At 63.1% G+C, this 21,890-nt stretch carries 15 protein-coding genes; 6 read left to right on the top strand and 9 right to left on the bottom strand.

What is annotated here, in order from left to right; genetic code table 11:
* Positions 1-174: 174 nt before the first annotated feature.
* Positions 175-1,185, top strand: a complete 1,011-nt coding sequence (locus B0G75_RS05160; RefSeq protein WP_106301322.1) for a DUF2891 domain-containing protein — start codon at positions 175-177, stop codon at positions 1,183-1,185.
* A 198-nt stretch (positions 1,186-1,383) separates the two neighbouring features.
* Here B0G75_RS05160 and B0G75_RS05155 read toward each other — a convergent pair whose 3' ends face one another.
* Positions 1,384-1,809: a PRC-barrel domain-containing protein gene (locus tag B0G75_RS05155; protein ID WP_106301319.1), complete on the bottom strand. Its 426-nt coding sequence runs from the start codon at positions 1,807-1,809 to the stop codon at positions 1,384-1,386.
* A gap of 227 nt (positions 1,810-2,036) precedes the next feature.
* Here B0G75_RS05155 and B0G75_RS05150 point away from each other — a divergent pair, with 227 nt between their 5' ends.
* Entirely contained in the window at positions 2,037-4,412 is a 2,376-nt protein-coding gene (locus B0G75_RS05150; protein ID WP_106301927.1) for a DNA polymerase II, read from the top strand.
* 49 nt (positions 4,413-4,461) lie between these two features.
* A complete protein-coding gene (locus B0G75_RS05145; protein WP_106301316.1) occupies positions 4,462-5,442 on the top strand; it encodes an LLM class oxidoreductase in 981 nt (326 codons plus the stop codon).
* A 26-nt stretch (positions 5,443-5,468) separates the two neighbouring features.
* Here B0G75_RS05145 and B0G75_RS05140 read toward each other — a convergent pair whose 3' ends face one another.
* From B0G75_RS05140 to B0G75_RS05125, 4 genes are read right to left on the bottom strand one after another with little or no spacing between them, the layout of a single operon-like run.
* On the bottom strand, positions 5,469-6,737 hold the full coding sequence (locus B0G75_RS05140) for an MFS transporter (RefSeq protein ID WP_106301313.1): 1,269 nt from the start codon (positions 6,735-6,737) through the stop codon (positions 5,469-5,471).
* A gap of 1 nt (position 6,738) precedes the next feature.
* Positions 6,739-7,293 carry a GAF domain-containing protein gene (locus tag B0G75_RS05135; protein ID WP_106301310.1) on the bottom strand — a complete coding sequence of 185 codons (555 nt, stop codon included), beginning with the start codon at positions 7,291-7,293 and terminating at the stop codon, positions 6,739-6,741.
* Positions 7,294-7,326: 33 nt separating this feature from the next.
* Positions 7,327-8,739, bottom strand: a complete 1,413-nt coding sequence (locus tag B0G75_RS05130) for an MFS transporter (RefSeq protein WP_106301307.1) — start codon at positions 8,737-8,739, stop codon at positions 7,327-7,329.
* Positions 8,740-8,787: 48 nt separating this feature from the next.
* Positions 8,788-10,572: a gamma-glutamyltransferase family protein gene (locus tag B0G75_RS05125; protein ID WP_106301304.1), complete on the bottom strand. Its 1,785-nt coding sequence runs from the start codon at positions 10,570-10,572 to the stop codon at positions 8,788-8,790.
* Positions 10,573-10,795: 223 nt separating this feature from the next.
* On the opposite strand from B0G75_RS05125, the gene B0G75_RS05120 reads away from it, so the two are divergent.
* Together B0G75_RS05120 and B0G75_RS05115 are read left to right on the top strand one after the other, a co-directional pair.
* Positions 10,796-11,452: a FadR/GntR family transcriptional regulator gene (locus tag B0G75_RS05120; protein ID WP_106301301.1), complete on the top strand. Its 657-nt coding sequence runs from the start codon at positions 10,796-10,798 to the stop codon at positions 11,450-11,452.
* Positions 11,453-11,731: 279 nt separating this feature from the next.
* Positions 11,732-13,663, top strand: coding sequence for an SMP-30/gluconolactonase/LRE family protein (locus B0G75_RS05115; protein WP_106301298.1), 1,932 nt, complete (start codon positions 11,732-11,734; stop codon positions 13,661-13,663).
* A gap of 39 nt (positions 13,664-13,702) precedes the next feature.
* Here the strand turns inward: B0G75_RS05115 and B0G75_RS05110 are convergent, their stop codons facing one another.
* From B0G75_RS05110 to B0G75_RS05095, 4 genes are all read right to left on the bottom strand, one after another.
* Positions 13,703-15,169, bottom strand: a complete 1,467-nt coding sequence (locus tag B0G75_RS05110) for an MFS transporter (RefSeq protein ID WP_106301295.1) — start codon at positions 15,167-15,169, stop codon at positions 13,703-13,705.
* Between the two features lie 122 nt (positions 15,170-15,291).
* The gene (locus B0G75_RS05105; protein WP_106301292.1) at positions 15,292-17,253 is read right to left on the bottom strand and encodes an aconitase family protein; all 1,962 of its coding nucleotides are present in this window, start codon (positions 17,251-17,253) and stop codon (positions 15,292-15,294) included.
* Between the two features lie 200 nt (positions 17,254-17,453).
* On the bottom strand, positions 17,454-18,356 hold the full coding sequence (locus tag B0G75_RS05100; protein ID WP_106301289.1) for a LysR family transcriptional regulator: 903 nt from the start codon (positions 18,354-18,356) through the stop codon (positions 17,454-17,456).
* 332 nt (positions 18,357-18,688) lie between these two features.
* Complete coding sequence (locus B0G75_RS05095) at positions 18,689-19,354, bottom strand: GntR family transcriptional regulator (protein ID WP_106301286.1); 666 nt, start codon at positions 19,352-19,354, stop codon at positions 18,689-18,691.
* A 243-nt stretch (positions 19,355-19,597) separates the two neighbouring features.
* On the opposite strand from B0G75_RS05095, the gene B0G75_RS05090 reads away from it, so the two are divergent.
* Positions 19,598-21,868, top strand: a complete 2,271-nt coding sequence (locus tag B0G75_RS05090; protein ID WP_106301283.1) for an alpha/beta hydrolase domain-containing protein — start codon at positions 19,598-19,600, stop codon at positions 21,866-21,868.
* Positions 21,869-21,890 lie beyond the last annotated feature (22 nt).

Below are 21,890 nucleotides of genomic sequence, written 5' to 3'. Positions count from 1 at the left end.
CGCCGCCCCGGCAACCGGGACGGCACCCATCCTCCATATCACGCCGGCAGCGCCGCTGTAGCGTCGTAACGGGGCACGGCGCAATCCGGCCGCAAATGCCCACTGCTTTACTATTGGTGGCCCTCAACAGCATACTGTCATACTTATTCGTATGCCGCTTTTGAGGAGGCGCCGATGACCACTCAACTCACTCGCGAATTCGCGTCGAAATTCGCCAACCTGGCGCTTGCCCATCTCACGCGCGAATACCCGAACAAGCTGACGCATTCGCTCGCCGGGCCGCAAGACGTGCAAGGCCCGCGTGCGCTGCATCCGATTTTTTACGGCAGCTACGACTGGCATTCGTGCGTCCACGGCTACTGGTTGATTTTGCATCTACTCGATCGTTTTCCCGATCTGCCTGAAGCGGCGCGCATCGTCGCGGTGGTCGACGAGCATTTCACCGCGGCTAACGTGGCCGGTGAAGTTGCGTATCTCGAACTGCCGCACAACCGTGGTTTCGAGCGCCCGTATGGCTGGGCCTGGCTGCTCGCGCTGAGCGCACAAATCAGTTCGCTGAAGCTCTCGGAAGCCGCGCGCTGGTCGAAAACCTTTGCGCCGCTTACCAAACTGTTTGTCGAGCGCTTCGAGGACTTTCTGCCGAAAGCCACCTACCCGCTGCGCGTGGGCACGCACTTCAACATGGCCTTCGCATTGGCGTTGACGCTGGATTTCGCGCGGCAAACATCGCGTGATTCACTGGAAGCGCTGGTCGTGAATACCGCGGAACGCTGGTTTGTGAACGACGTCGCGTGTCAGGCATGGGAGCCCGCCGGCGACGAATTCCTCTCGCCTTCGCTCATGGAAGCCGAGCTCATGCGCCGCATATTGCCACCGGCCCAGTTCGTCGACTGGTTCGGCCGCTTTCTGCCGGATCTCGGCGCGAAAAAGCCCGCTACGCTGTTCGAACCCGTCAGCGTGACGGATCGCACCGACGGCAAGATCGCGCATCTGGACGGCCTGAATCTCAGCCGCGCATGGTGCCAACGTTCGCTGGCGCGTGCCCTGCCCGCAGGCGATATTCGCCGAACCGTTCTGTTCGACGCAGCCGAGCGGCATCTGCAAACCGCACTGCCGCACGTGGCCGGCGACTATATGGGCGAGCACTGGCTCGGCACATTCGCCACGCTTGCGTTGGAAGCTTGAATAAAGGCCTGATTCGAGACTTCGAACCGAACTCGACGGGCGGCATGGTCAACTGAAAAATACGAAAGCGGCGCCGCACGCGCGAAACGGTTTCTCACACCAACCGATTCACGCTGCGAGCGCCGCTTTTCCACTGTTGCTTCAATGCAGAACCGCTTCTTGCGGCTCAACCGGCGACGCTGCGCCGGCCTCCCGCATTTACTGCCCCGTCAGCTTTTTAGGCTTCGGCGGCGTCTGAACCTTGTTGTACTGGAACTCGGGCGTTGCCTTCAAGGCGTCTTTGGTAGCGCCCGCCAGATAGAAATTCCCCTCGCGGATGTCCAGCGCCGCGATAGGCACCGCCACGTCGTGCGATGCCACGCCCAGGAAGCCACCTGCGGAGACGATGGCCGCGGACAGCGAGCCGTCCGGCGCGATCACCAGATCGCGGACCGTGCCGATTTTTGCGTTCTGGTCGTTGTAGACCGATTTGCCGAGAATGCTCTTCTTCACACTCCAGCCGCTCAAGAGCGCATTCGACTGCTCGACTGTGACGCTCAGCGGTTGTGTGCCGGCGACTTGCGCCTGTGCACCAAGGCTGGTTGCAGCTACCGCGACGACAACAACAAGTTTGCCCAAAGTCATATCGCTTACTCCGTTCTTAGTAGACTTGACCGGCGCGTGGCCCGCGCCGAATGGAATCGCTGCACCACGATCATACAGACTGCGCGGCGCGGTTGCATCCAGCGTGCCGGAAGGTCGCACGCGCACCTCACGAGCCCACGCCGCGACGCCCGGTGATGACGTCACGGCCCGCAGCGCATGGCGGTAAAATCGCGCAAGGCGATCACGCCGGTTTTAGAGGTGGCAGTTTGACTGAGCTTGAACAGGGTTTCATCTTGACCCGGCATTGGCGGGACACGCCCGCCGGCACCGAAGTCGATTTCTGGCTGGCCACGGACGGCGGGCCCCGGCATGTGCGCTTGCGCCCTCAGCCTTCGGTGGCGTTCATTCCCGCGGAACATCGCGAGCGCGCCGAGACGATTCTGCGCCGCGAAGCGCCGCTCGATCTGCGAACGCTCGATCTGTGCGACTTTCAGCATCGGCCGGTCATGGGACTTTACTGCCCGCAGTACCGGCAATTGACGGGCTTCGAGAAACGCCTGAAGCAAGGCGGCGTCGACATCTACGAAGTCGATATCTTTCCGCCCGAACGCTACATGATGGAGCGCTTTATCACGGCGCCGGTCTGGTTTAGCGGCGACACGCAGAGCGGCGGAAAGAGCGGCCCGCTCGTGAACAGCGAACTCAAGCCGGCCGCCGGCTATCGTCCGCCCTTGAAGCTGGTGTCGCTCGATATCGAAACCAGCGCTCACGCCGAGTTGTATTCGATCGCGCTGGAAGGTTGCGGACAGCGTCAGGTGTACATGCTGGGGCCGCCGAATGGCGAGGCGGGCACGCTCGACTTCGACCTCGAATACTGCGAAACCCGCGCACAGTTGCTGGAAAAACTGAACGCGTGGCTCGAACGGCACGATCCCGATGCGATCATCGGCTGGAATCTGGTGCAGTTCGATCTGCGTGTGCTGCAGCAGCATGCCGAACAATATCGCGTACCGCTGCGGCTCGGCCGTGGCGGCGCCGTAATGGAATGGCGCGAGCATGGGCTCAAGCAGAACCACTTCTTTGCCGGCGCCGCGGGACGGCTGATTATCGACGGCATCGAGGCGCTGCGCTCGGCGACCTGGAGTTTCCCTTCGTTCAGTCTCGAACATGTCTCGCGCACAGTGCTGGGCGAAGGCAAGGCGATCGACAATCCGTATCAGCGCATGGACGAAATCCAGCGCCGCTTCGACGAGGACAAGCCCGCGCTCGCGCGCTACAACCTCAAAGACTGCGAACTGGTCACGCGCATCTTCGCTAAAACGGAGTTGCTGCCATTCCTGCTGGAACGCGCGAGCGTGACCGGTTTGCCGGCGGATCGCAGCGGCGGATCGGTGGCGGCGTTCACGCATCTGTATATGCCGCGCATGCATCGGCAAGGCTACGTCGCGCCCAATCTCGGCGATGTGGCCGGCGCTGCGAGCCCCGGCGGTTTCGTCATGGATTCGCGCCCCGGTCTCTATGATTCCGTGCTGGTGCTGGACTACAAGAGCCTGTATCCGTCCATCATCCGCACGTTTCTGATCGACCCTGTCGGCCTTGTCGAAGGCATGCTGAATCCCGCCGACGATCAGTCAGTCCCGGGCTTTCTCGGCGCGCGCTTTTCACGCACGCGCCATTGTTTGCCGTCGATCGTCGGGCAAGTGTGGCAAGGTCGCGAAACGGCCAAACGCGAGAACAACAAGCCGCTTTCGCAGGCGTTGAAGATCATCATGAACGCCTTTTACGGCGTATTGGGATCGACCGGCTGCCGCTTCTTCGATCCGCGTCTCGCCTCGTCGATCACCATGCGCGGCCACGAAATCATGCATGCCACGCGCGAACTGATTCAAGGCGAAGGCTATGAAGTCATTTACGGCGACACGGATTCGACCTTCGTGTGGCTGAAACACGCGCACAGCGAGGAAGACGCGAGCCGCATCGGCCGCGCGCTGGTCGAGCATATCAACGCATGGTGGCGGCAGAATCTGCAGGAAAGATTCGGGCTCGACAGCGCGCTCGAACTGCAATTCGAGCGGCACTATCGGCGCTTCTTCATGCCGACGATTCGCGGTGCCGAGGAAGGCAGCAAGAAACGCTACGCGGGCCTCACTATTTTGCCGGACGGCAGCGAAGACATCGTCTATAAGGGACTCGAAACGGTACGCACCGACTGGACGCCGCTCGCGCAGCAGTTTCAGCAGGAACTGTATCGGCGCATTTTCACGCAGCAACCGTATCAGGATTACGTGCGCGACTATGTGCGCGACACGCTCGACGGCAAGCTCGACGATCAGCTCGTGTATCGCAAGCGGCTGCGCCGCCCGCTCGAAGAATACGAGCGCAACGTGCCGCCGCATGTCCGCGCTGCGCGCGTGGCGGACGAGTTCAACCGGCGGCAAGGGCGCCCGCTGCAATACCAGAACGGCGGCTGGATCAGCTATGTGATGACCGTTGCCGGACCCGAGCCGCTGGAAACGCTGCGCTCGGCAATCGATTACGAACATTATCTGACGCGTCAATTGCAGCCCGTCGCCGACGCTATCCTGCCGCTCCTGCGCGACGATTTCACGACCTTGATGTCAGGGCAGAAGCAGTTGTTCTGAGGCAGTGCTAGCATCGGGCGTATCGACGACGCACAGGAAAAGGTCACGCATGAACGAGTCGCATCCGATCGCGGCAGACGAGTTGAAAGCCCAGCCGCAAAGCGCCGCGAACCGCGTGTTTTCAGACGGTGCGCTCAGTCTCGGACTCACTCTGCCGATGCTGCGTGCCGGCACGATCGTGGCCGATTTCGACGAGCAGCTGGCGCTCGCGCGTCTCGCCGACGAACGCGGCTTTCGCGCACTCTGGATCCGCGACGTCCCGCTGAACAGCGCGGACTACCCGGACCCTGTCGGCCACCTCGACCCATGGGTGTTGCTCGGTGCGCTCGCTGCAAACACGCGGCGTATCGCGCTCGTGAGCGGCGCCATCGTGCTGACGCTGCGGCATCCGCTGCATATCGCCAAGGCGGCGCTGTCCGTCGATACGCTCAGCCACGGACGCTTCATTCTGGGTCTGGGTTCAGGCGACCGTCCGCCGGAATATGCCGCATTCGGGCGCGATTCCGAAGAGCGGCGCGAGCTGTATCGCAGTCACTGGGAGACGGTTGCCGCCGCGCTCGGCGAGCCGTCACGCGTGATTCCCGATCGCACGCCTGAAGGTGCGCCAACCTTTGAGCTGTTGCCCGCGCACTCGCACGCGGTGCCGCTGCTGGCAGTGGGTTCGGGCGGTCAAAGCGTCGACTGGATCGCGCGCCATTCGCTGGGGTGGATGACCTACCACCGCGAGCCCGACGCTCAGCGCGCCCGTTACAGCATGTGGCGCGCCGCCGTCGAACGCGTGGCGCCCGAAGCGTTTCGTGCGTTCGGCGTCGCGATGCGGCTCGAACTCAGCAGCGATCCGCATGAGCCGGCTCAGGCCGTGACGCTCGGCTACCGGACCGGCAGGCTTGCCTTGATCGACATACTCAAAGCGCTGCGCGCGGACGGGACACACCATGTGACGTTCAATCTGTCGTCGGAGCGTCCCGTCGCCGAGATCATCAACGAACTCGCCGATGAGGTGTTGCCGCAGTTTCACCAGGAGACGTAGAAAGCGCGTTGGGCACCTCCTTCGACTCAGGGCGTGGATGGCCGGTCCGTGTCGTACAGGCGGTCCGGGATGAACAGCGCGGTCACGCCACTCAGGAAGAACACCGCGCCGACCACGAGAAAGCCCAGACCGATGGAAAACTGCGTGGCCAGAAAACCGATCACGATAGGCGCCGCCCCCGAGCAGAAGCGCCCGAGGTTATAGGACCCGCCCACCGCAGTGCCGCGAATGGAAGTGGCGAAACTCTCGGACATGAACGTGCCGATCGTGCCCAGTGGTACGCCGTACAGGAACCCGAAGAAAAGCATGAGAACGGCAATGTTCTCCCGTGTGTGCCAGAAGATGATCACCGGCAGAAAGAGCGCGGCGCCCACGCAGCCGAGGACATACACGCCGCGCCGGCTCCAGCGGTCGCCCAGCCAGCCGGCGAAGATTTTGCCGATGAACGCGACGACGTAAGTCCCGATCATGTACCCGGTCAGTGAGCTGAACTTGATATGCAGCTCTTTTTCGAGGTAGGTCGGCAGCCAGTTGTTCAAGCCGTAGAAGCCGGAAAGAATGAAAACCGAGGCCAGCGTCCACAGGATAAACAGAGTTCGCGTCTGTCGACTGCTGAAAATCAGGTGGTAGCGGCTGTCGCGCCAGCGGCGCTGGCTCGTGCGCTCGATCGCCTGGCTCGCCCGCCAGCTAGCCGGCTCGGGCACCGCGAACTTGATCGCCAGAGCAAACACCACGGGTATCGCCGACACGTAGTACAGCGTGCGCCAGCCGTAGTGCGGCAAAATCCAGCTGCTCAGCGCAATGACCACGATATAGCCGGCCGAAATGCCGGTCTGCAAGGCGCCCAGAATCAGCGAGCGCCGCTCCGTGGGCACGTATTCGGCAACGAGTGTCGTGACCAGCACCATGGAGCCGATGCCCAACGAACCGATGAAGCGGACAATCGCGAACTCCACAAAACTGTGCGTGAGTCCAAGCAGCCCCGCGCCGAGCGAAAAGAGCGCCAACGCCCAGACCACCACCCTCACGCGCCCTATGCGATCGCTCGCCCAGCCGCCGAGAATGCCGCCGACTGCCATGCCGAGCAACGTCAGGCTGCCCAATGCGCCGGCCTGGACATTGCTCAGTCCGAAGTCGTCCTTGATGCGCGTCAGCGTGAGGCCGTACATCATTACGTCCGCGCCATCGGCCATGAGCGCAAGATAACCGAGGATGAAAACAAGCAGCCAGCGTCCTTGCGACACGGAAGTCTGGCTCGCCGGCGACGCTGTCGCAACACGTTGGGTAGTGGTCATGTCAGAGCGGAGTCAAACTGCTGGCGGTTACCGTATGGCGCGAAACGAGAGCGGGAGCCAGGAAGGAACCGATCAGCAATCCCAACTCTTCGTGCCGCCTCGTGTACCACCTCTCCTGATGCGTCAGGTTCATCGTGCCGATGCACACGCCGTCGTACGCGATCGGAATGTTCAGTATCGATCCGAGGCCCATGCCGGTCATCACGGTGTGATCGTCGAACGCTTCGCGGATGCCCTGCGGGGTTTCCGCGCGAAAGGGCTTGAGGTCGAGCAGGATCTGTTTGGCCCACGGCGTGCCGTGCTTTTTCTTGCGCCCGCCAACCGGATAGACGTCGGGCATGTTCGTATAGACGCGCTCCACCTCCTGGTTTTGCGCATCGTAGGACATGATCGTGAAAAGGCTGAAACCGATTGCGCTTGCCGCCACGTCATGAACCGCACGGAAAATCGCCATTGGCTGACCCTTGACCCGCATGGCCCTCGCGAGCTGTTCAAGGTTCGACATGTCCAGCGCTTGCGGGGCGGGCGGCGCAGTTTCGATCCGGATGCCTTGCATGGTCTGTGTGGGAAAGTTAGCGAATCACGGCATTCAGCCGTGTATTTCCGTGGAACTGAGCGGGCCTCGAACATCTTGCGTGCGACCGGATTCTTCGGCCTCGATGTCTTCGAGCGAGCGGTTGCGAGTCTCGATACCCAGGAAGAACACCACGCAGGCCCCGATCAGCAGAACCGTCGTGGTCATCGCGAACACGCCCAGGAAGCCGAGCACGGGATAGACGAGGCCGACCAGAATGGGCGCGCTCACCGAGCCGATGCGGCCGAACGATGACGACGAGCCGGTGCCGGTCGTGCGCACTGCGGTCGGGAATACTTCCGGGGTGTACGCATACACGCCTGCGAACGCACCGTTCATGAAGAACGACAGGCAGATGCCCGCGATCATGATCCCGATTCCAGTATGAGAGAACGCGAGCGCGATCGCCGCTATGCCGCCCAACAACATGTACGACGCGACCACCGCCTTGCGCCCGATCCGTTCGTTGAGCCATGCGGCCGAAAAATACCCCGGAATCTGCGCGCCATAGATCGCGATCGAATAGCCGAAGCTCTTCGTCATGGTGAGCCCTTCTTTGAGGAGCAGGCTCGGAATCCAGGAGAAGAACGAGTAATACGCGAACGCGACCGAGAACCACATGAGCCAGCTGACTGCCGTGGTACGCGCGAGTCGCGGCGACCATAACGTAAGCACGTTCTGCAACGCGCTGCCGCTGGCGCGCGCCGATGCGGGAAGCACGCCGACGGAGCCGACCGGCGGAAGATGAATGCCTCGGCCGGCAAACCATGACTCGATCGTATTGACGATCCGGTTCGCTTCATCCGTCCGGCCCTGGCTTTCGAGCCAGCGCGGCGACTCAGGCAGCGTTCTGCGCCACCAGAGCAGCATGACGACCGGCAACGACGTCACCACGGCCAGGTAGCGCCAGCCGTCGGCATAGTTTCGCACCACGACGAAGCCGAGGATGGACGAACTCAGATAGCCGAACGACATGAAGCCGACCAGCGCCCCGCAAAACATCCCTCTGTAGCGACGCGGCACGAATTCCGCGAGGAATGGCGCGATCACCACCGTCTCCGCGCCGGAACCAAATCCCGCGACGATGCGCAGCGCGAAGAACGTGTGCCAGTCTGTCGCGGCCGCACTCGCGAGCGACGCGACACAGTAGATGGCCAGCGCCGTCATCATGATGCGCCGACGGCCGATCAGATCGGCGAATACGCCCGACAGGAACGCGCCGAAGAAGTAGCCGATATAGGTGCTGCTCGCGACGAGCCCCGTTTCGGCGCTGCTCAGGTGCCATAGCTTGCTCACGACCGGCAGCAAAAACGCGAGCGACGATGAATCGAGTCCATCGAACAGATACCCCAAGCCTCCGATGAGCAGGAGTTTGCGGTGAAAGCCCGATAACGGAAGTCTTTCAAGACGAGCGGCTACGGCAGACACGGTAACTTTCTCCCTGAAGGAATGGACACGATTTCCGCCATGCCGAGGCTATCGCCCGACCGCGTAGGCTTGCATCTGGCGAGGCGTCGCCGCGCCACGCATCAGACCGTTTCTGATTCCGACCGCGCAGACGCGCCCGAGCGACCAGGGTTCGGCCACCGTCAGGTCGTGGCCGCGCGCGCGCAATTCGGCCAGGGTGCTTTCCGGAAAACGGGACTCGGCGGACATCTTGCCGAGGTGCATCGCGCGCGGGTAGAACGACCCCGGAAAATGCGCGGTCTGAAACGACGGCGAATCCGCGGCTGCCTGAAAATTCATGCCGGCGTGCACGTGTTTGAGGAAGAACTGGATCGACCATTGATCCTGCTGATCGCCGCCGGGCGTGCCGAACGCCGCATAGGGCTTGCCCGCGCGAGTGACCAGCGTCGGCGAAAGCGTCGTGCGCGGACGGCGACCCGGCCCGAGCGACGACGGCAAGCCCTCCTCCATCCAGAACATCTGCGCGCGCGTGGTCACGTTGAAGCCGAGGCCGGGCACCGCCGGCGACGCCTGCAGCCAGCCGCCCGAAGGCGTGGCCGACACCATGTTGCCCCAGCGGTCGACGACATCGAGATGAACCGTATCGCCGCGCAGTTCGGGCAACGGCGCGAAGGTCGGTTCGCCCTGGCCAAAGCCGCCGGACTGTTCCTTGCCGGCCATCGCCATGATGCGCGCGGCGCGGCGCTCGCTGTCGCCGAACGTGCCGGGACGGAATTCGAGCGACGCCCGCCGCGGGTCGATCAGCCGACGACGTTCGTCGTTATAGGCGTTGCTCAGCAGCATATCCATGGGTACATGCGCGAACGCTGGGTCGCCGTAGAACACCTCGCGGTCGGCGAATGCGAGCTTCGAGCATTCGATGATCGTATGCACGAAATCCGGTCCCATCGGGTCCATGGCCGCGAGATCGAAGCCCTTGAGCAGCGCGAGCTGCTGCAGGAACATCGGCCCCTGGCCCCACGGGCCGGTCTTGTGGATACGGAGGTCGCCATAGTCGTACGAAACGGGATCTTCGTAGGACGGTTCCCAGCGCGCGAGGTCGCCGGCGTCGAGCAGGCCGCGGTTGCGCTGACCCGACGTGTCGAGAACGGCCGTCGCACCAAAATACTGGTCGATGGCATCAGCCACGAAGCCGCGATAAAAAACCTCGCGGGCGCGTTCGCACTGTTCGCTGCGGTCGCGCCGGGTATTCGCTTCTCGCAGAATGCGCTTATACGTGTTCGCAATGGCCGGATTGGCGAAGAGCTGGTTCGGCATCGGTGCGTCGCCGTCGCGCAGCCATTGCTCGGCCGAAGTCGTCCACTCGGTCCGGAAGAAATCCTTGATGGCGAGGATCGATGAGGTCATGCGCGGCAGCACCGGGTAACCGTTTTCCGCATAACCGATTGCGTAGCTCAGCACGTCTTCGAGCGGCAACTGGCCGTAATCGCGCAGCATGGCCATCCACCCGCCGAACGCACCAGGCACGACGGCAGGCAGCAGTCCCGTGCCCGGCACGACTTCCAGCCCTAACTTGCGCATGCGCTCGATGGTCATGCTCGCGGGCGTTACGCCCTGCCCGCACAGCACGCGCACGCGGTCTTCGCGCGCGCTGTAGAAGACGACCGGCAGTTCGCCGCCCGGACCGTTCAGATGCGGCTCGACGATCTGCAGAACAAAACCGGCGGCGGCGGCGGCATCGAATGCGTTACCGCCTTTCTCGAGCACGGCCATGGCCGACGCGCTGGCCAGCCAGTGCGTGGAAGCCACCATGCCGAATGTGCCGATCAGTTCCGGGCGGGTGGTGAACGACATGCGCTGCTCCTTTGCGATCGCGGACGACTGGCGGCTGAACCAATCACGATAGGTACCAGTTGAACGAACGACGACGATACTGCCCAAACCAACGAATTCACGTGATGCTAACCCGAAATCTGCTTGCAATATACCGGGTCAAAATATTTTCGGGAAACTGCGCGCCACCTTGCGTCAATTCTGCTATCTTTGGTACCAATAAACATTGGTTCGACTGGGTAAAATGGAACAGACGGCATTGGAAGGATTGCTCGGCTATATCGCCCGCCATCAACTCAAGGACGGCGACGCGCTGCCGCCTGAAAGAAAGCTGGCCGAAGACCTTGGCGTCAGTCGAAGGGAACTGCGCTCGGTGCTGGCTTCACTGGAGGCGTCGGGCCGGGTGTGGCGCGGTGTCGGGCGCGGCACCTATCTGGGCGCGCGGCCGCTGAAATTCGGTCCCACGCTGCGTGGACTGCGCGCGGGAACCAGCCCGGCGGACATCGCCGAAATGCGGCTGCTGTTCGAGCCCGCCCTTGCGGAACTCGCCGCGACCAAAGCCAGTCGGGACGATCTGCTGGAACTGGAAAAGTGCGCGCGCAAAAACGCTGCCGCGAAGAACGACGAAGAGTGGCAGCAATGGGATCATCGCTTTCACTTACTGATTGGGCAGGCCACTCGCAATCCCGCACTCATTGCGCTGATGGAAGTCATCAACAGCATGCGCGTCAAACCGGACGTACGTGAAAAGACGGTGGCTCAGGAGACCCGGCAGTATTTCGCCCAGCAGCATCAGGCTGTCGTCAATGCGATGAAAGCGCGTGATGGAGAAACAGCGGCCCGCTGCATGCGTGAGCATCTGCTGAGCGTTCAAGGGCGGGCATCGGGTAAGGCGAGCTGAGTTTCGTGAAGACCGGGCAGTCATAACTTCAACCGCGCGAGTTCCTTTTCATTCTTGAGTCCATCCGCAATTTGAGCTAGAAATGAGGAGGCGCAAATGTGCCCGTTATTCGTATTGAGTTAAACGAGTCATTCTCCTGCCACTTGCCGATAGTACGCTGCATGCAATTAAGGCTGCGCGAGACAGTCTTGAGAAAGCTTTTACCCATCACGCATTCCAGGAAACAACGTTAGCCGACGAGTCACATCAATCATCGCTACGCTCAGGAGAGCATCAGTCATGGTCGCAAGAAAACGAATTCATGCTGCGCTCCTCGCCGCGATGATCGCCACGATTGCGCCGGCCGGTCAGGCGCAAAACACCACTGATTGGCTCGCGAACACTTATGGCACCCTTACCACCCATGTCGGCAACGCCGCGCGTTCCATGTGGGTCGCGCCTGAAGGCGTGATCTATACGGCCTCCATGTGGGACGAGTACGAGGGCGGCGTCGCGATCTATCAGAACCACCGCAGCGCCGGCTCTATCGGTGCCCATGGCGAATTTCAGGGCAGCGCCATCACGGGTAATGCCAAGTCGATTTTCGTGGCGCTGCAGTACAGCGCGTCGTACGGAAGCGGCGCGGTGGGACGATACAACCGCACCACCGGCGCTCGCGATCTTTTCATTCAGGTCACTGCGTCGAAGAACCAGCCGCGCGTCGACGTCGTCACCGGACTTGCCACGGCGGGCTCGCTGCTATATGCGAGCGACATCGACGGCAATCGCGTGCGGATCTTCACCACCGACGGTATCTGGCAGAAAGACATCAACGTCCAGAGCCCAGGGGCGCTTGCCGTGGACGGCGCCGGCAACGTCTGGGTCGCGCAGAAAAGTGCGGGCACGATCGTCGAGTTCAGTCCAAACGGGGCGCTGCTGAATACCATTCAGATGCCCGGCGGGTCGCAGCCGTCGGCGCTCTATTTCGATGCGTCGTCGGGACAGCTCATGGTGGGAGATGAAGGCCCCGACATGAACATCAAGCGCTACACGCTCTCGGGTACGCCGACGCTAGCGGGTACGTTCGGCATTCAGGGCGGTTATCTCGACACCACCACGGGCATCAAGGGCCAGGTAGGCGCAAAGCGCTTCACCCGCGTCGCCGGCATCGGCAAGGACACCGCCGGCAACCTCTATGTGCTCAACAACCCGTGGGGCGGAAGCTGGGACCTCGGCCGCAACGGCGGCACCGACATTCATGCGTATAGCAGCGCCGGCAATCTGCAGTGGACGCTGCGGTCCCTCAACCTCGAGGGCGACGCCGTACCGGACCCGCTCACGGACGGCACAATGTTCTATGGCGGCACCAACATCTACAGCGGCAGCGCCGGCGGCGCCTTCGTCGCGAACACCGTCGATCCGTTCGCCTATCCGTCGGACCCGCGCATCGACATCAACGATACTTCACGGGACGAGCACTTCGCTCACCTGGCCACGGTCGGCGCCAACCGGATCCTCGTGGCGTCCGGCCAGAATCCCGATGTCTACTACTTCTTCCACTTCAATGCCGCGAATGGCTACATCGCAATACCGGACGCCACGCTTCCTGGCGCGGCGTTCAAAACCATCGCCCTGGTCAGGGACGGATTCTGCATCGACAGCAAGGGCGGCGTGTGGGCCGGTCTGGACAGGACCGGCAACATCTATCACTACCCGCTGACCGGCTTCGACGCCAGCGGCAAGCCGACTTGGGGACCCGGCATTCCCATCCGCATTCCCGCGAGCATCCAGCCGCTGACGCGCATCCTCTACCTCGCGGACAGTGACACGATGATTCTCGGACAAGGCGTCGTCGGGAGTACGGACTGGACTGGGATAGGCACGCGGATCGAGGTGTATCACGGCTGGAGCGCGGGCAATACCACGAAACCCAATCCGGTGATCAACCTGCCCCACGCCGGCGCCAAGTCGATCGACGCGGCCGGCCGCTATCTTTTTGTCGGCTACTGGTTCGGCAGCGGGCAAGCTTTGCCGGACATCGACGCGTTCAATCTCTCCACAGGCAACCTCGACGCAACGCTGGTCAACACCAGCAGCCGTACCGTGGACGCCAGCAGCGCCATCGATGCGATGTACAGCGTCAAAGCCTACCTTCGATCGACCGGCGAGTACGTGGTCACGAAGAACAACGTCAAAGGCTCCAGCATTACTGTCTTTCGCTGGACGCCGTGACCGGGTGTAAAGACGTCAGTCTTTACGACCGTGAAGTTGCTACCGCGAGATTTTTTCCAGCGCGATACCCTTCGTACGCGGCCCCATCAAACCGATTGCCAGCATGACGATCAGCATCGCGCCAGCAATAAAGACGAACACCCCAGTGGTGCCAAACTGCTTTAACACGGCGGCAATCAGAAACGCCGTGAAGATCGCCGAAAAACGGCTCCACGAATAGACGAACCCCACCGCGCGCGCCCGAATGCTGGTCGGAAAAAGCTCGGTCTGATACGCATGGTAGCTGTACGAAATGATGTTGCCCGCGAGCGTCAGACACACACCGAGACTCACCAGCAACACCGCGCCAGACGCCTGGCTGAAGCACAAGCCGCAGACAATATTTACACCCGCCATCACCACGATCACTGTCTTGCGCTCGAATCGGTCACCGATGAAAAGTCCGATCAGCGGACCTACTGGCGCAGCCAAAGCGATCACGCTCGAATACATCAGGCTCGTGGTGATCGTAATGCCCTGCTTGATCAGCAGCGTGGGCACCCAGTTCGCAAAGCCGTAGAAGCCGACGGTCTGGAAGATATTGAAGATCGTCATCATCAGCGTGCGGCTGCGGTACGGCGGCACCCACATATCGCGGAAGCTGCCGCGCGGTGCGACCGGTACCGGTGGCGCGGGCGGCGGCAACTCGCGTCCGTATTCGCGGCGCACTTTAGCTTCGAGCGCCGTCATCACGCGGTCGGCTTCGGCAAGACGTCCTTGCTGTGCGAGCCAGCGTGGGCTTTCCGGCAACGCGCGACGAATCCACCACACGAACAGCGCGCCATGCGCGCCGATCAGCACGACCCAGCGCCAACCGTCGAGACCAAGCAATGTACGCGGCACCAGCAGATACGACAGGAACGCCACCACCGGCACAGCGGTAAAGCCGACCGCCTGCTCGCACGCGAACGCGCGGCCCCGGATCTGCTTGGGCACCAGCTCGGAGATGTATGTGCCGATCGTCACCAGTTCGACGCCGATGCCGATCCCTGCCACGAAGCGCCAGAAGTTCAAGCCGGTCGCCGTTTCCTGAAATGCCATCACGACATTGGCCGCCGTATACCAAAGCAGCGAATACGTGAACACAGCGCGGCGTCCGAAGCGATCCGCGAGAAAGCCGCACGCGATCGTGCCGATAAAGAGGCCGCTGAACAGCGCCGCGATGAAACTCGCGACACCGGTCGAGCCGAACAGGCCGTGCGTGGTCGCGCTCAGCAGACCGCTTTTGACGAGGCCTGGCGCGACATACCCGGAGTACAGCAGATCGTAGAGTTCGAAGAAGAAGCCGAGGCTCAGCAACACCACGAGCTTCCAGACGGAGCGCGTGGCGGGCAACCGGTCGAGACGCGCGGAAATGCTGCCGGCGTCGAGCGGCGCGGCCGCGGCGGTGCGATTGACCGTACTATCGGAATGCGCCGCGCCGCCGCTTTGCTTCGCGACGGACCCGGCGTGATCGGGGGATGCCATGTTGTTTGTCTCCTGGTGATACTCGCGAAACGATAGGGCTCGCTGGACCGGTCTTGCCGGCCTCTTGTACTTTCGCGCGTCACACGCACCACGATGCCGGGCCCCAAGGTCCGGCCAGCATTCTAGCCGCGTGCGCGCTTCAACTGTTCGAAGGTCGTGATTTTTCCGGCCAGCGCGCTCGCCGCCACCGTGTACGGACTCGCGAGCCACACATTGCCCGGTCCCGAACGGCCCGGGAAATTGCGGTTGATCGCGCTGATCGTCACTTCGTTCGCCTCGGCCGATTGGCCCGGCCCGCAGTTCGCGCACGACCCGCAGCCCGGCATGACGAGCGTCACGCCCGCGCGCTCGAAGACCGGCAAATAGCCGCGCTCCTCGCAATACGCGCGCACCGCCATGGTGCCGAACTGCAAGTAGAGACGCGTCCCCTTCGGCACGCTAAGACCTTGCTCGACGCCCCAATGCAGCACCTCGTGATAGAAATCGAAGTCTTCGCGTTTGCCTGCCGTGCACGAGCCGCCGTAAGCGATATCGATGGCGACATCCCGTTCCAGTTGCGGTGCCGGCACGCCGTTGCCGGGGTCGCCGGGACGCGCGAGCATCGGTTGGATCGCGCTTGCGTCGATACGGATCGTGTCGCGATAGGTGGCGCCCGCATCGCTTTTCATCCAGTTTTCAAGGGCGAAATCGACACCGCGCCGCTCTTTGAGAAACGCCGCCGTGCGCTCGTCCGGTTCCACGATGCCGGTGAAGCCGCCCAGTTCCGCGACCATGTTGGTCAAGGTCGCGCGCTCGTCGATCGACATCGCCCGCACCACCGAACCGCCGTATTCGAACACGAGGCCGATCGCGCCGCCCGAGCGGATCGCGTCCATTTGCAGCAGATACAGCACCACGTCCTTCGCGGTCACGCCGTCGCGCAAATGACCGCTGATTTCGATGCGCAGCGTCTCCGGCACTTTGCAGCGCACATAGCCCGTCACCCAGCTATTGGCGATTTCCGTTGCGCCGGCACCGAATGCGAGGCAGCCGAGCGCGCCCGAATGCGGCGTATGCGAATCGGTGCCGCACGCCACCTGTCCCGGCAACGCGTATTGCTCGGCCATCAACGCATGACAGATGCCTTCGGAGCCCGGCATGCCGTCGAGCGCGCCGTGCGAGCGCACCGGATAGTCGCGCGAGAACGACGTGTGCCCTTCCATCAGATTGGCGACGCCTGGCAGCAGGCCGTCGCGCACGTGCGGAATGCTTTGCGATGCGAGCACCAGATGATCCTGGAACGCGATGATGTGATCCGGCTCGTGCAGCGGCGCGGGCTTGCCGAACGCCCGATGCATCAGATGCGCGCACATGCCGGTGAAGTAATCGTGGCTGAAACGCCAGTCCGCGGCGATGAACACGCCGTCGCCGCGCTGCGCGCCCACGCTGGCCGGATGCAGATGCCGCTCGATGATCTTCTCGACCAGCGTCTTCGGCTGCGCGGCTTGCGCCATGTCAGCGTCAGCGTTAGCGCTATCGCCCACGCGCGGCGCGGGCCAGTCGGCGAACTTGCTGTACGCGAGCAGGCCGCCGCTGCGAATGATCTGCTGCGTGAGCGCGTCGCGTCCTTTGAGAAATTCGTCGATCGGCACCGCTTCTCCCGCGCTCAATCGATCGAGCACGGAAAAGTCTGTGGTGGTGAGAATGCCGATGTTGTCGCAATTCTGTTGATAGATCCGCTCGAAGCTTTCCGCAACGATCAGCCGGATGCCGGCCGAGAGTTCCGCCAACGGACTCGATTCGCGCGACGATCCCTTGCCGTAGCGCTTGCCCGCCACCGTCACCTGGAAGCCGCCGTTCTTCACCGCATCGCGGCCGATCGGCATGCTCTCGCCGGCCTTGAAGCCCACATACGGAAACTGGCCGAGGCGCTCGTCATAGGTGAGCATGACGGTGACCGGCGTGATCTCATCGGTGGAGACGTCGTCGCGAAGCGGACCGGCCGCGGCGCGCGTGAAGTTCTCGCCGGCGAGTTGCGCCTCGATCACCGCGGGGTCCTGGGACAGGTACAGTACGCGGCCGTCCAGACGAATCGTGTCGCTCATATGCCTTCTCCTTGCGATCACTATACGGCGCGCGCGGGCAATGCCGAAGTGCCGGTGCGGCAACGCAGACCTCTCGTTTGGCGATGATTGGCGCATCGTGCTGGACACGGTGGTCCGGGCGTTGGCGCGTCACCGCCGGCATACGACAGCCGGCCACCGGCGCAGACACGCCTGCGCCAATTCGCGCGCCGTGGCTCGCGTCAACCGCCCTTGCCGAGAAACCCGACCAGCGCCGCCGCGCTCGCGCTCAACTGATCGCGCGCCTTGAAGATCATGATGAGGCGGCGCACCGCCCACGCATCGCTCAGAGACAGCAGGCTCACGTCGAGCGCATTTAAATAGAGCAGCCCGACCTGTTCGGGCACGATCGCGATGCCGAGCCCGGCATGCACCATCCGGCAGAGTGCGTCGAGACTGCTGACGCGAATCTTCACGTCGAGTTGCCGCCCCACCCCGGCTGCCTGCTGCGTGAGCAGTTGCGTCAGCGCGCTCTCGCTGCGCAGCCCGACGAAGCTGTCATCGAGCAGGTCGTCGAAGCTCACCCGCAACGCGCCGGCGAGCCGATGGCCGCCCGGCACCAGCACCGCCAGCCGATCCTGCCGGTACGGCACCTGCTCGAACGTCTCGCTGCCCGCCACCGGGTTGCAGATGCCGAAGTCCGCCGCGTGTTCACCGACAATCCGCAGCACGTCGGCGCTATTTTCCTCTTCCAGTTCGATCGACACCTCCGGAAACGCGCGCCCGAACGCGGCCACGTCTTCCGGTAGAAACTGCACGATCGAGGACAGATTCGCCACCACCCGCACGCGCCCTTTCGCGCCCGACGAAAAGCGCGACAGCTCCGCGCTCATCTGCTCGATATTGCCGATGATCGCCAGCGCGTAGCGCAGCACGGTCTCGCCGACCGGCGTCACGGTGATGCCGCGCGGCTGGCGCTGGATCACCGGCAAGCCGATCACCGCCTCGATCTCGGCGATGCGCCGGCTTACCGCGGACGATGCGATGAACTCGCGCTCCGCCGCGCGCGCGATATTGCGCTCCTGGCAGACGGCGACGAACAGGCGCAGCGAGGTGAGGTCGAGTTTCTTGAGAAGGTTTTCCATTGTTGCTGCTTCATACGCGGTGAGCCCGAAGAACCCGGCGTCGGCATGAAGGGAGCCTGGCAAAAAAGATGGGCAAGTGTAACGCCCTTCTCCGGGCCGGCCGGTCATTCCCACAACCGGCTTTCGATTAGCCTCTTTGCTGCCTACACTACGCAACGAACACCGTAAGACGCGTCGACGCCGGCGGAACCCGGCCATGCCTGGTTCCCTATAAGCCAGAAAAAGTCATCCGCAGACACGACATGACCTCAGTGCAAGGACACCGGCGCTTTCTCGGCGCGGCGTGAGGTAAAAGAACTCGCCGCGTCGCACACGAGGCAAGCGCCACGCCGCTATTGCGCGCTGACTTGCGCAAGCGCGGCAATCAGGTCGCCGAAGCGTTCGCCCTGAACCAGAATGTGCCCTCTCAACGCGGCGGCGGCAGCTTCGCCATCGCCGGCTTCGAGCGCATCCACGACCGCCTGGTGTTCATCGAACGAGGCGGCCACGCGCCCTTTGACGCGCAACTGCAAACGCCGGTACGGGCGCAGCAGTTTATGGAGCGCCTTCGCCTGGTCATGCAGAAAACTGTTGTGGCTGCCCTGATAGATCAGGCAGTGAAAGCGCTCGTTCAGATGGAAATACTCGTCCGGGCTGCCGGCGTCGCGCGCTTTCTGACAGGCGACATGCGCCTCGCGCAGCGTCTGCAACTCCTGCGCGTTCATGCGCCGCGCGGCAAGGCGGCTGCACATCGCCTCGAGTTCGGCCATCACCTCGAACATCTCGATCAACCTGTGCAGGCTGATCTTCGCGACCACGGCGCCATGCCGCGGCCGCATCTCCACCATACCTGCAGCCGCCAATTGGAGAAGCGCTTCGCGCACGGGCGTTCTGGACACCTCGAAGCGCGCGATCAATTCGGCCTCGTCGAGCCGCGCGCCCGGCGGCAGGTCGCCGGTCGCAATGGCTTCCTCGATGGATTCGCGCAGCCGGTCTGCGAGCGTGAGCTTGTTTGTCATGTTTGGACTCCACACGGAATCGAGTTGACCACAACGAGCATCCTGCCACCGTACGCGTAAACGATAGTTGAGAACAGTGTCGGTCGAATTATAAATACGGATGAGGCTTATAAATATAAAGATAAACGCCTTACAAAATATTGACAGGCCAATTTGGGCATATCGGCGTTGTTCGCCCGATCACGGTCCGTCGCATCCACACGCGCGCATTCCTTTTCCCTGACCGTGTTCGGAGGCCTGACCATGAAGGTGCAGTCGGTAGCTGTATCCGTAGGAGTCGGTGTCGGAATCGCGTTGCTCGCTGGCTGCGGGCACGACAACGTGTCGTCGTCCTCGCCCGCCACGGCGAAGGGCGCCGGCTTCATCCAGAGCTTCCAGATCGTGTCGAGCGCACCGGCGTTCGGCGGCGCGACGCCGGCCGGCGCGGCGGGGCCCTACCAGGTGATCAGCGCGGTCGTACACGGCGAACTCGATCCGAACGACCCGCTCAATGCGGGCATCGTGAACCTCAAGAACGCGCCGGTCGGCAGCGACGGCTACGTCGCCTATACGACCGACGTGGTGATCCTGCGCCCGCAGAACGCGTCGGCCGCCAAACGCGTGCTGTTCTACGACGTCGTGAATCGCGGCAGCAAGATCGGCGCGGCGTCGTTCGTGGGCGGCGGCGCGCTCGATACCGGCGCGGCGCCCTCGTCCAGCTTCCCATCGCTGCTGCGCAACGGCTATACGATCCTGTGGAGCGGCTGGCAAGGCGACGTGCCGCTCGCCGGCAACAGCACCACGTCCGGCGCCGGCCTGCTCGGCGCCAGCTTCCCGGTGGCGACCAACAAGGACGGCACGCCGATGACCGGCCTGAGCCGCGAGGAATTCATCCCAGACTATGCGGGCGGCCCGCCCACCACTATTCCGTTGACGTATCCGCCGGCCAATCTGTCCGACAAGAGTTCGGTCACGTTCACCGCGCGCCAGTCGTGGCTCAGCACGTACGGCAGCATTCCAGGCGGCCTCGAAACCTATACCGCGCCGTCGCAGCCGGTGACGACCTGGAGCTACGTCAGTACGCCGAACAATGTCTACGAAGGCAATTATTCCGTCACCTTCACGCCGCCCGCCAGCGTGCCGGGCCCGAACGGCACGCAGGTTGCGCCTGACGCGGGGACCATTTACAGCTTCGTCTATCAGGCCGCCGCGCCGACCGTCGACGGCATCGGTTTCGCCGCCTTGCGCGACCTGGTGTCGTTCCTTCGATACGATGCGGCCGACGCGCAAGGCGTCGCCAATCCGCTCAACGATCTGAAGAACGCGGGATGCGCGGCCACGACCTGCTCGACCAGCACGAACTTCGATATCGCGATCGGCGAAGGGATTTCGCAATCGGGCCGCTTCATGAAGGACTTCCTGTATCAAGGCTTCAACGTCGACAAGCACGGCAAGATCGTGTTCGACGGCATGTTCCCGATCATCTCGGCTGCGCGCCGCACGTGGACCAACGCGGCGTTCGCGCAGCCCGGCCGCTGGTCGAAGCAGCACGAAGATCACTTCATGCCGGGCTTCCAGTTCCCGTTCACTTACGCGACCACGACCGACCCCGTCAGTGGCGCCACCGACGGCATTCTGAAAGCATGCACGGCCACCAACACCTGTCCGAAGATCATGCAGCTCGACGGCGCGTTCGAGTGGTGGGGCGGCGCGGCGTCGCTGGTCGTGACCGACGGACGAGGCAACGACATCCAGCTGCCCGCGAATGTGCGCTACTACCTGGTGGCAGGCACGCAGCACGGCGGCGGCAGTGGCGTCACGACCGGCAACATGACCGTTCCGGCCGCGGGCAGTCTATGCCGGTTGCCGGGCTCGCCGGTCGAAGAAACACCCGTCGAACGCGCGCTGATCCCGGCACTCGTTGCCTGGGTCGGCAAGGGCACGCCGCCGCCCGCTTCGCAATATCCGACCGTAGCGGCCGGCACGCTGGTCGCGCCGACCCAAGCCGCGGTGGGTTTCCCATCGCTGACCAACGTCATGGTGCCAAGCGGTGCCGCCGCGACGCCCACCTCGCTGCAATTGACCTTCAATGGCGAGTACAACCAGTTGTTCGTGACCGACTATAGCAACGCGGTTCCCGTGGTGAACACCGCGCAGGCGTACACGATTCTCGTGCCGAAAGTGGATGCCAACGGCAACGAAACGTCAGGCGTGCTGGTGCCCGACGTCGCCGCCCCGCTCGCCACTTACACCGGCTGGAACTATCGTGGCGCAGGACATGCGATCGGCGACGGCTGCATTTCGAACGGCGCCGCGATTCCGTTCGCGGTGAACGCCGCCGCGCAGGCCGGCGGCACCGATACGCGCACCACGCTCGCCACGCTGTATGGCGGCAGCCGCTCGAAGTATCAGGCCGCGGTCGCGGCCGCGGCGAACGCGCTGGTCAGCCAGGGCTATCTGCTGCAGGACGACGCCACCAACGTCTTCATTGCGAACGCGAGGGCCGTGTCCGCGACTTTGCTGCCGCAACCTTGAGAGGCCGCGCGCCGGGAGCGAA

Source organism: Paraburkholderia sp. BL18I3N2 (assembly GCF_003001875.1).
Lineage (GTDB): Bacteria > Pseudomonadota > Gammaproteobacteria > Burkholderiales > Burkholderiaceae > Paraburkholderia > Paraburkholderia phytofirmans.
The sequence above is the reverse complement of the archived record's forward strand: the minus strand, read 5'-3'. Positions and strand labels throughout refer to the sequence as shown.

Excerpts from the sequence above, each read along its gene's own strand:
- B0G75_RS05145 (WP_106301316.1), top strand. The coding sequence starts at position 4,462 with ATGAACGAGTCGCATCCGATCGCGGCAGACGAGTTGAAAGCCCAGCCG.
- B0G75_RS05155 (WP_106301319.1), bottom strand. The coding sequence starts at position 1,809 with ATGACTTTGGGCAAACTTGTTGTTGTCGTCGCGGTAGCTGCAACCAGC.
- B0G75_RS05135 (WP_106301310.1), bottom strand. The coding sequence starts at position 7,293 with ATGCAAGGCATCCGGATCGAAACTGCGCCGCCCGCCCCGCAAGCGCTG.
- B0G75_RS05160 (WP_106301322.1), top strand. The coding sequence starts at position 175 with ATGACCACTCAACTCACTCGCGAATTCGCGTCGAAATTCGCCAACCTG.
- B0G75_RS05120 (WP_106301301.1), top strand. The coding sequence starts at position 10,796 with ATGGAACAGACGGCATTGGAAGGATTGCTCGGCTATATCGCCCGCCAT.
- B0G75_RS05110 (WP_106301295.1), bottom strand. The coding sequence starts at position 15,169 with ATGGCATCCCCCGATCACGCCGGGTCCGTCGCGAAGCAAAGCGGCGGC.
- B0G75_RS05125 (WP_106301304.1), bottom strand. The coding sequence starts at position 10,572 with ATGTCGTTCACCACCCGCCCGGAACTGATCGGCACATTCGGCATGGTG.
- B0G75_RS05100 (WP_106301289.1), bottom strand. The coding sequence starts at position 18,356 with ATGGAAAACCTTCTCAAGAAACTCGACCTCACCTCGCTGCGCCTGTTC.
- B0G75_RS05090 (WP_106301283.1), top strand. The coding sequence starts at position 19,598 with ATGAAGGTGCAGTCGGTAGCTGTATCCGTAGGAGTCGGTGTCGGAATC.
- B0G75_RS05095 (WP_106301286.1), bottom strand. The coding sequence starts at position 19,354 with ATGACAAACAAGCTCACGCTCGCAGACCGGCTGCGCGAATCCATCGAG.
- B0G75_RS05105 (WP_106301292.1), bottom strand. The coding sequence starts at position 17,253 with ATGAGCGACACGATTCGTCTGGACGGCCGCGTACTGTACCTGTCCCAG.
- B0G75_RS05115 (WP_106301298.1), top strand. The coding sequence starts at position 11,732 with ATGGTCGCAAGAAAACGAATTCATGCTGCGCTCCTCGCCGCGATGATC.
- B0G75_RS05140 (WP_106301313.1), bottom strand. The coding sequence starts at position 6,737 with ATGACCACTACCCAACGTGTTGCGACAGCGTCGCCGGCGAGCCAGACT.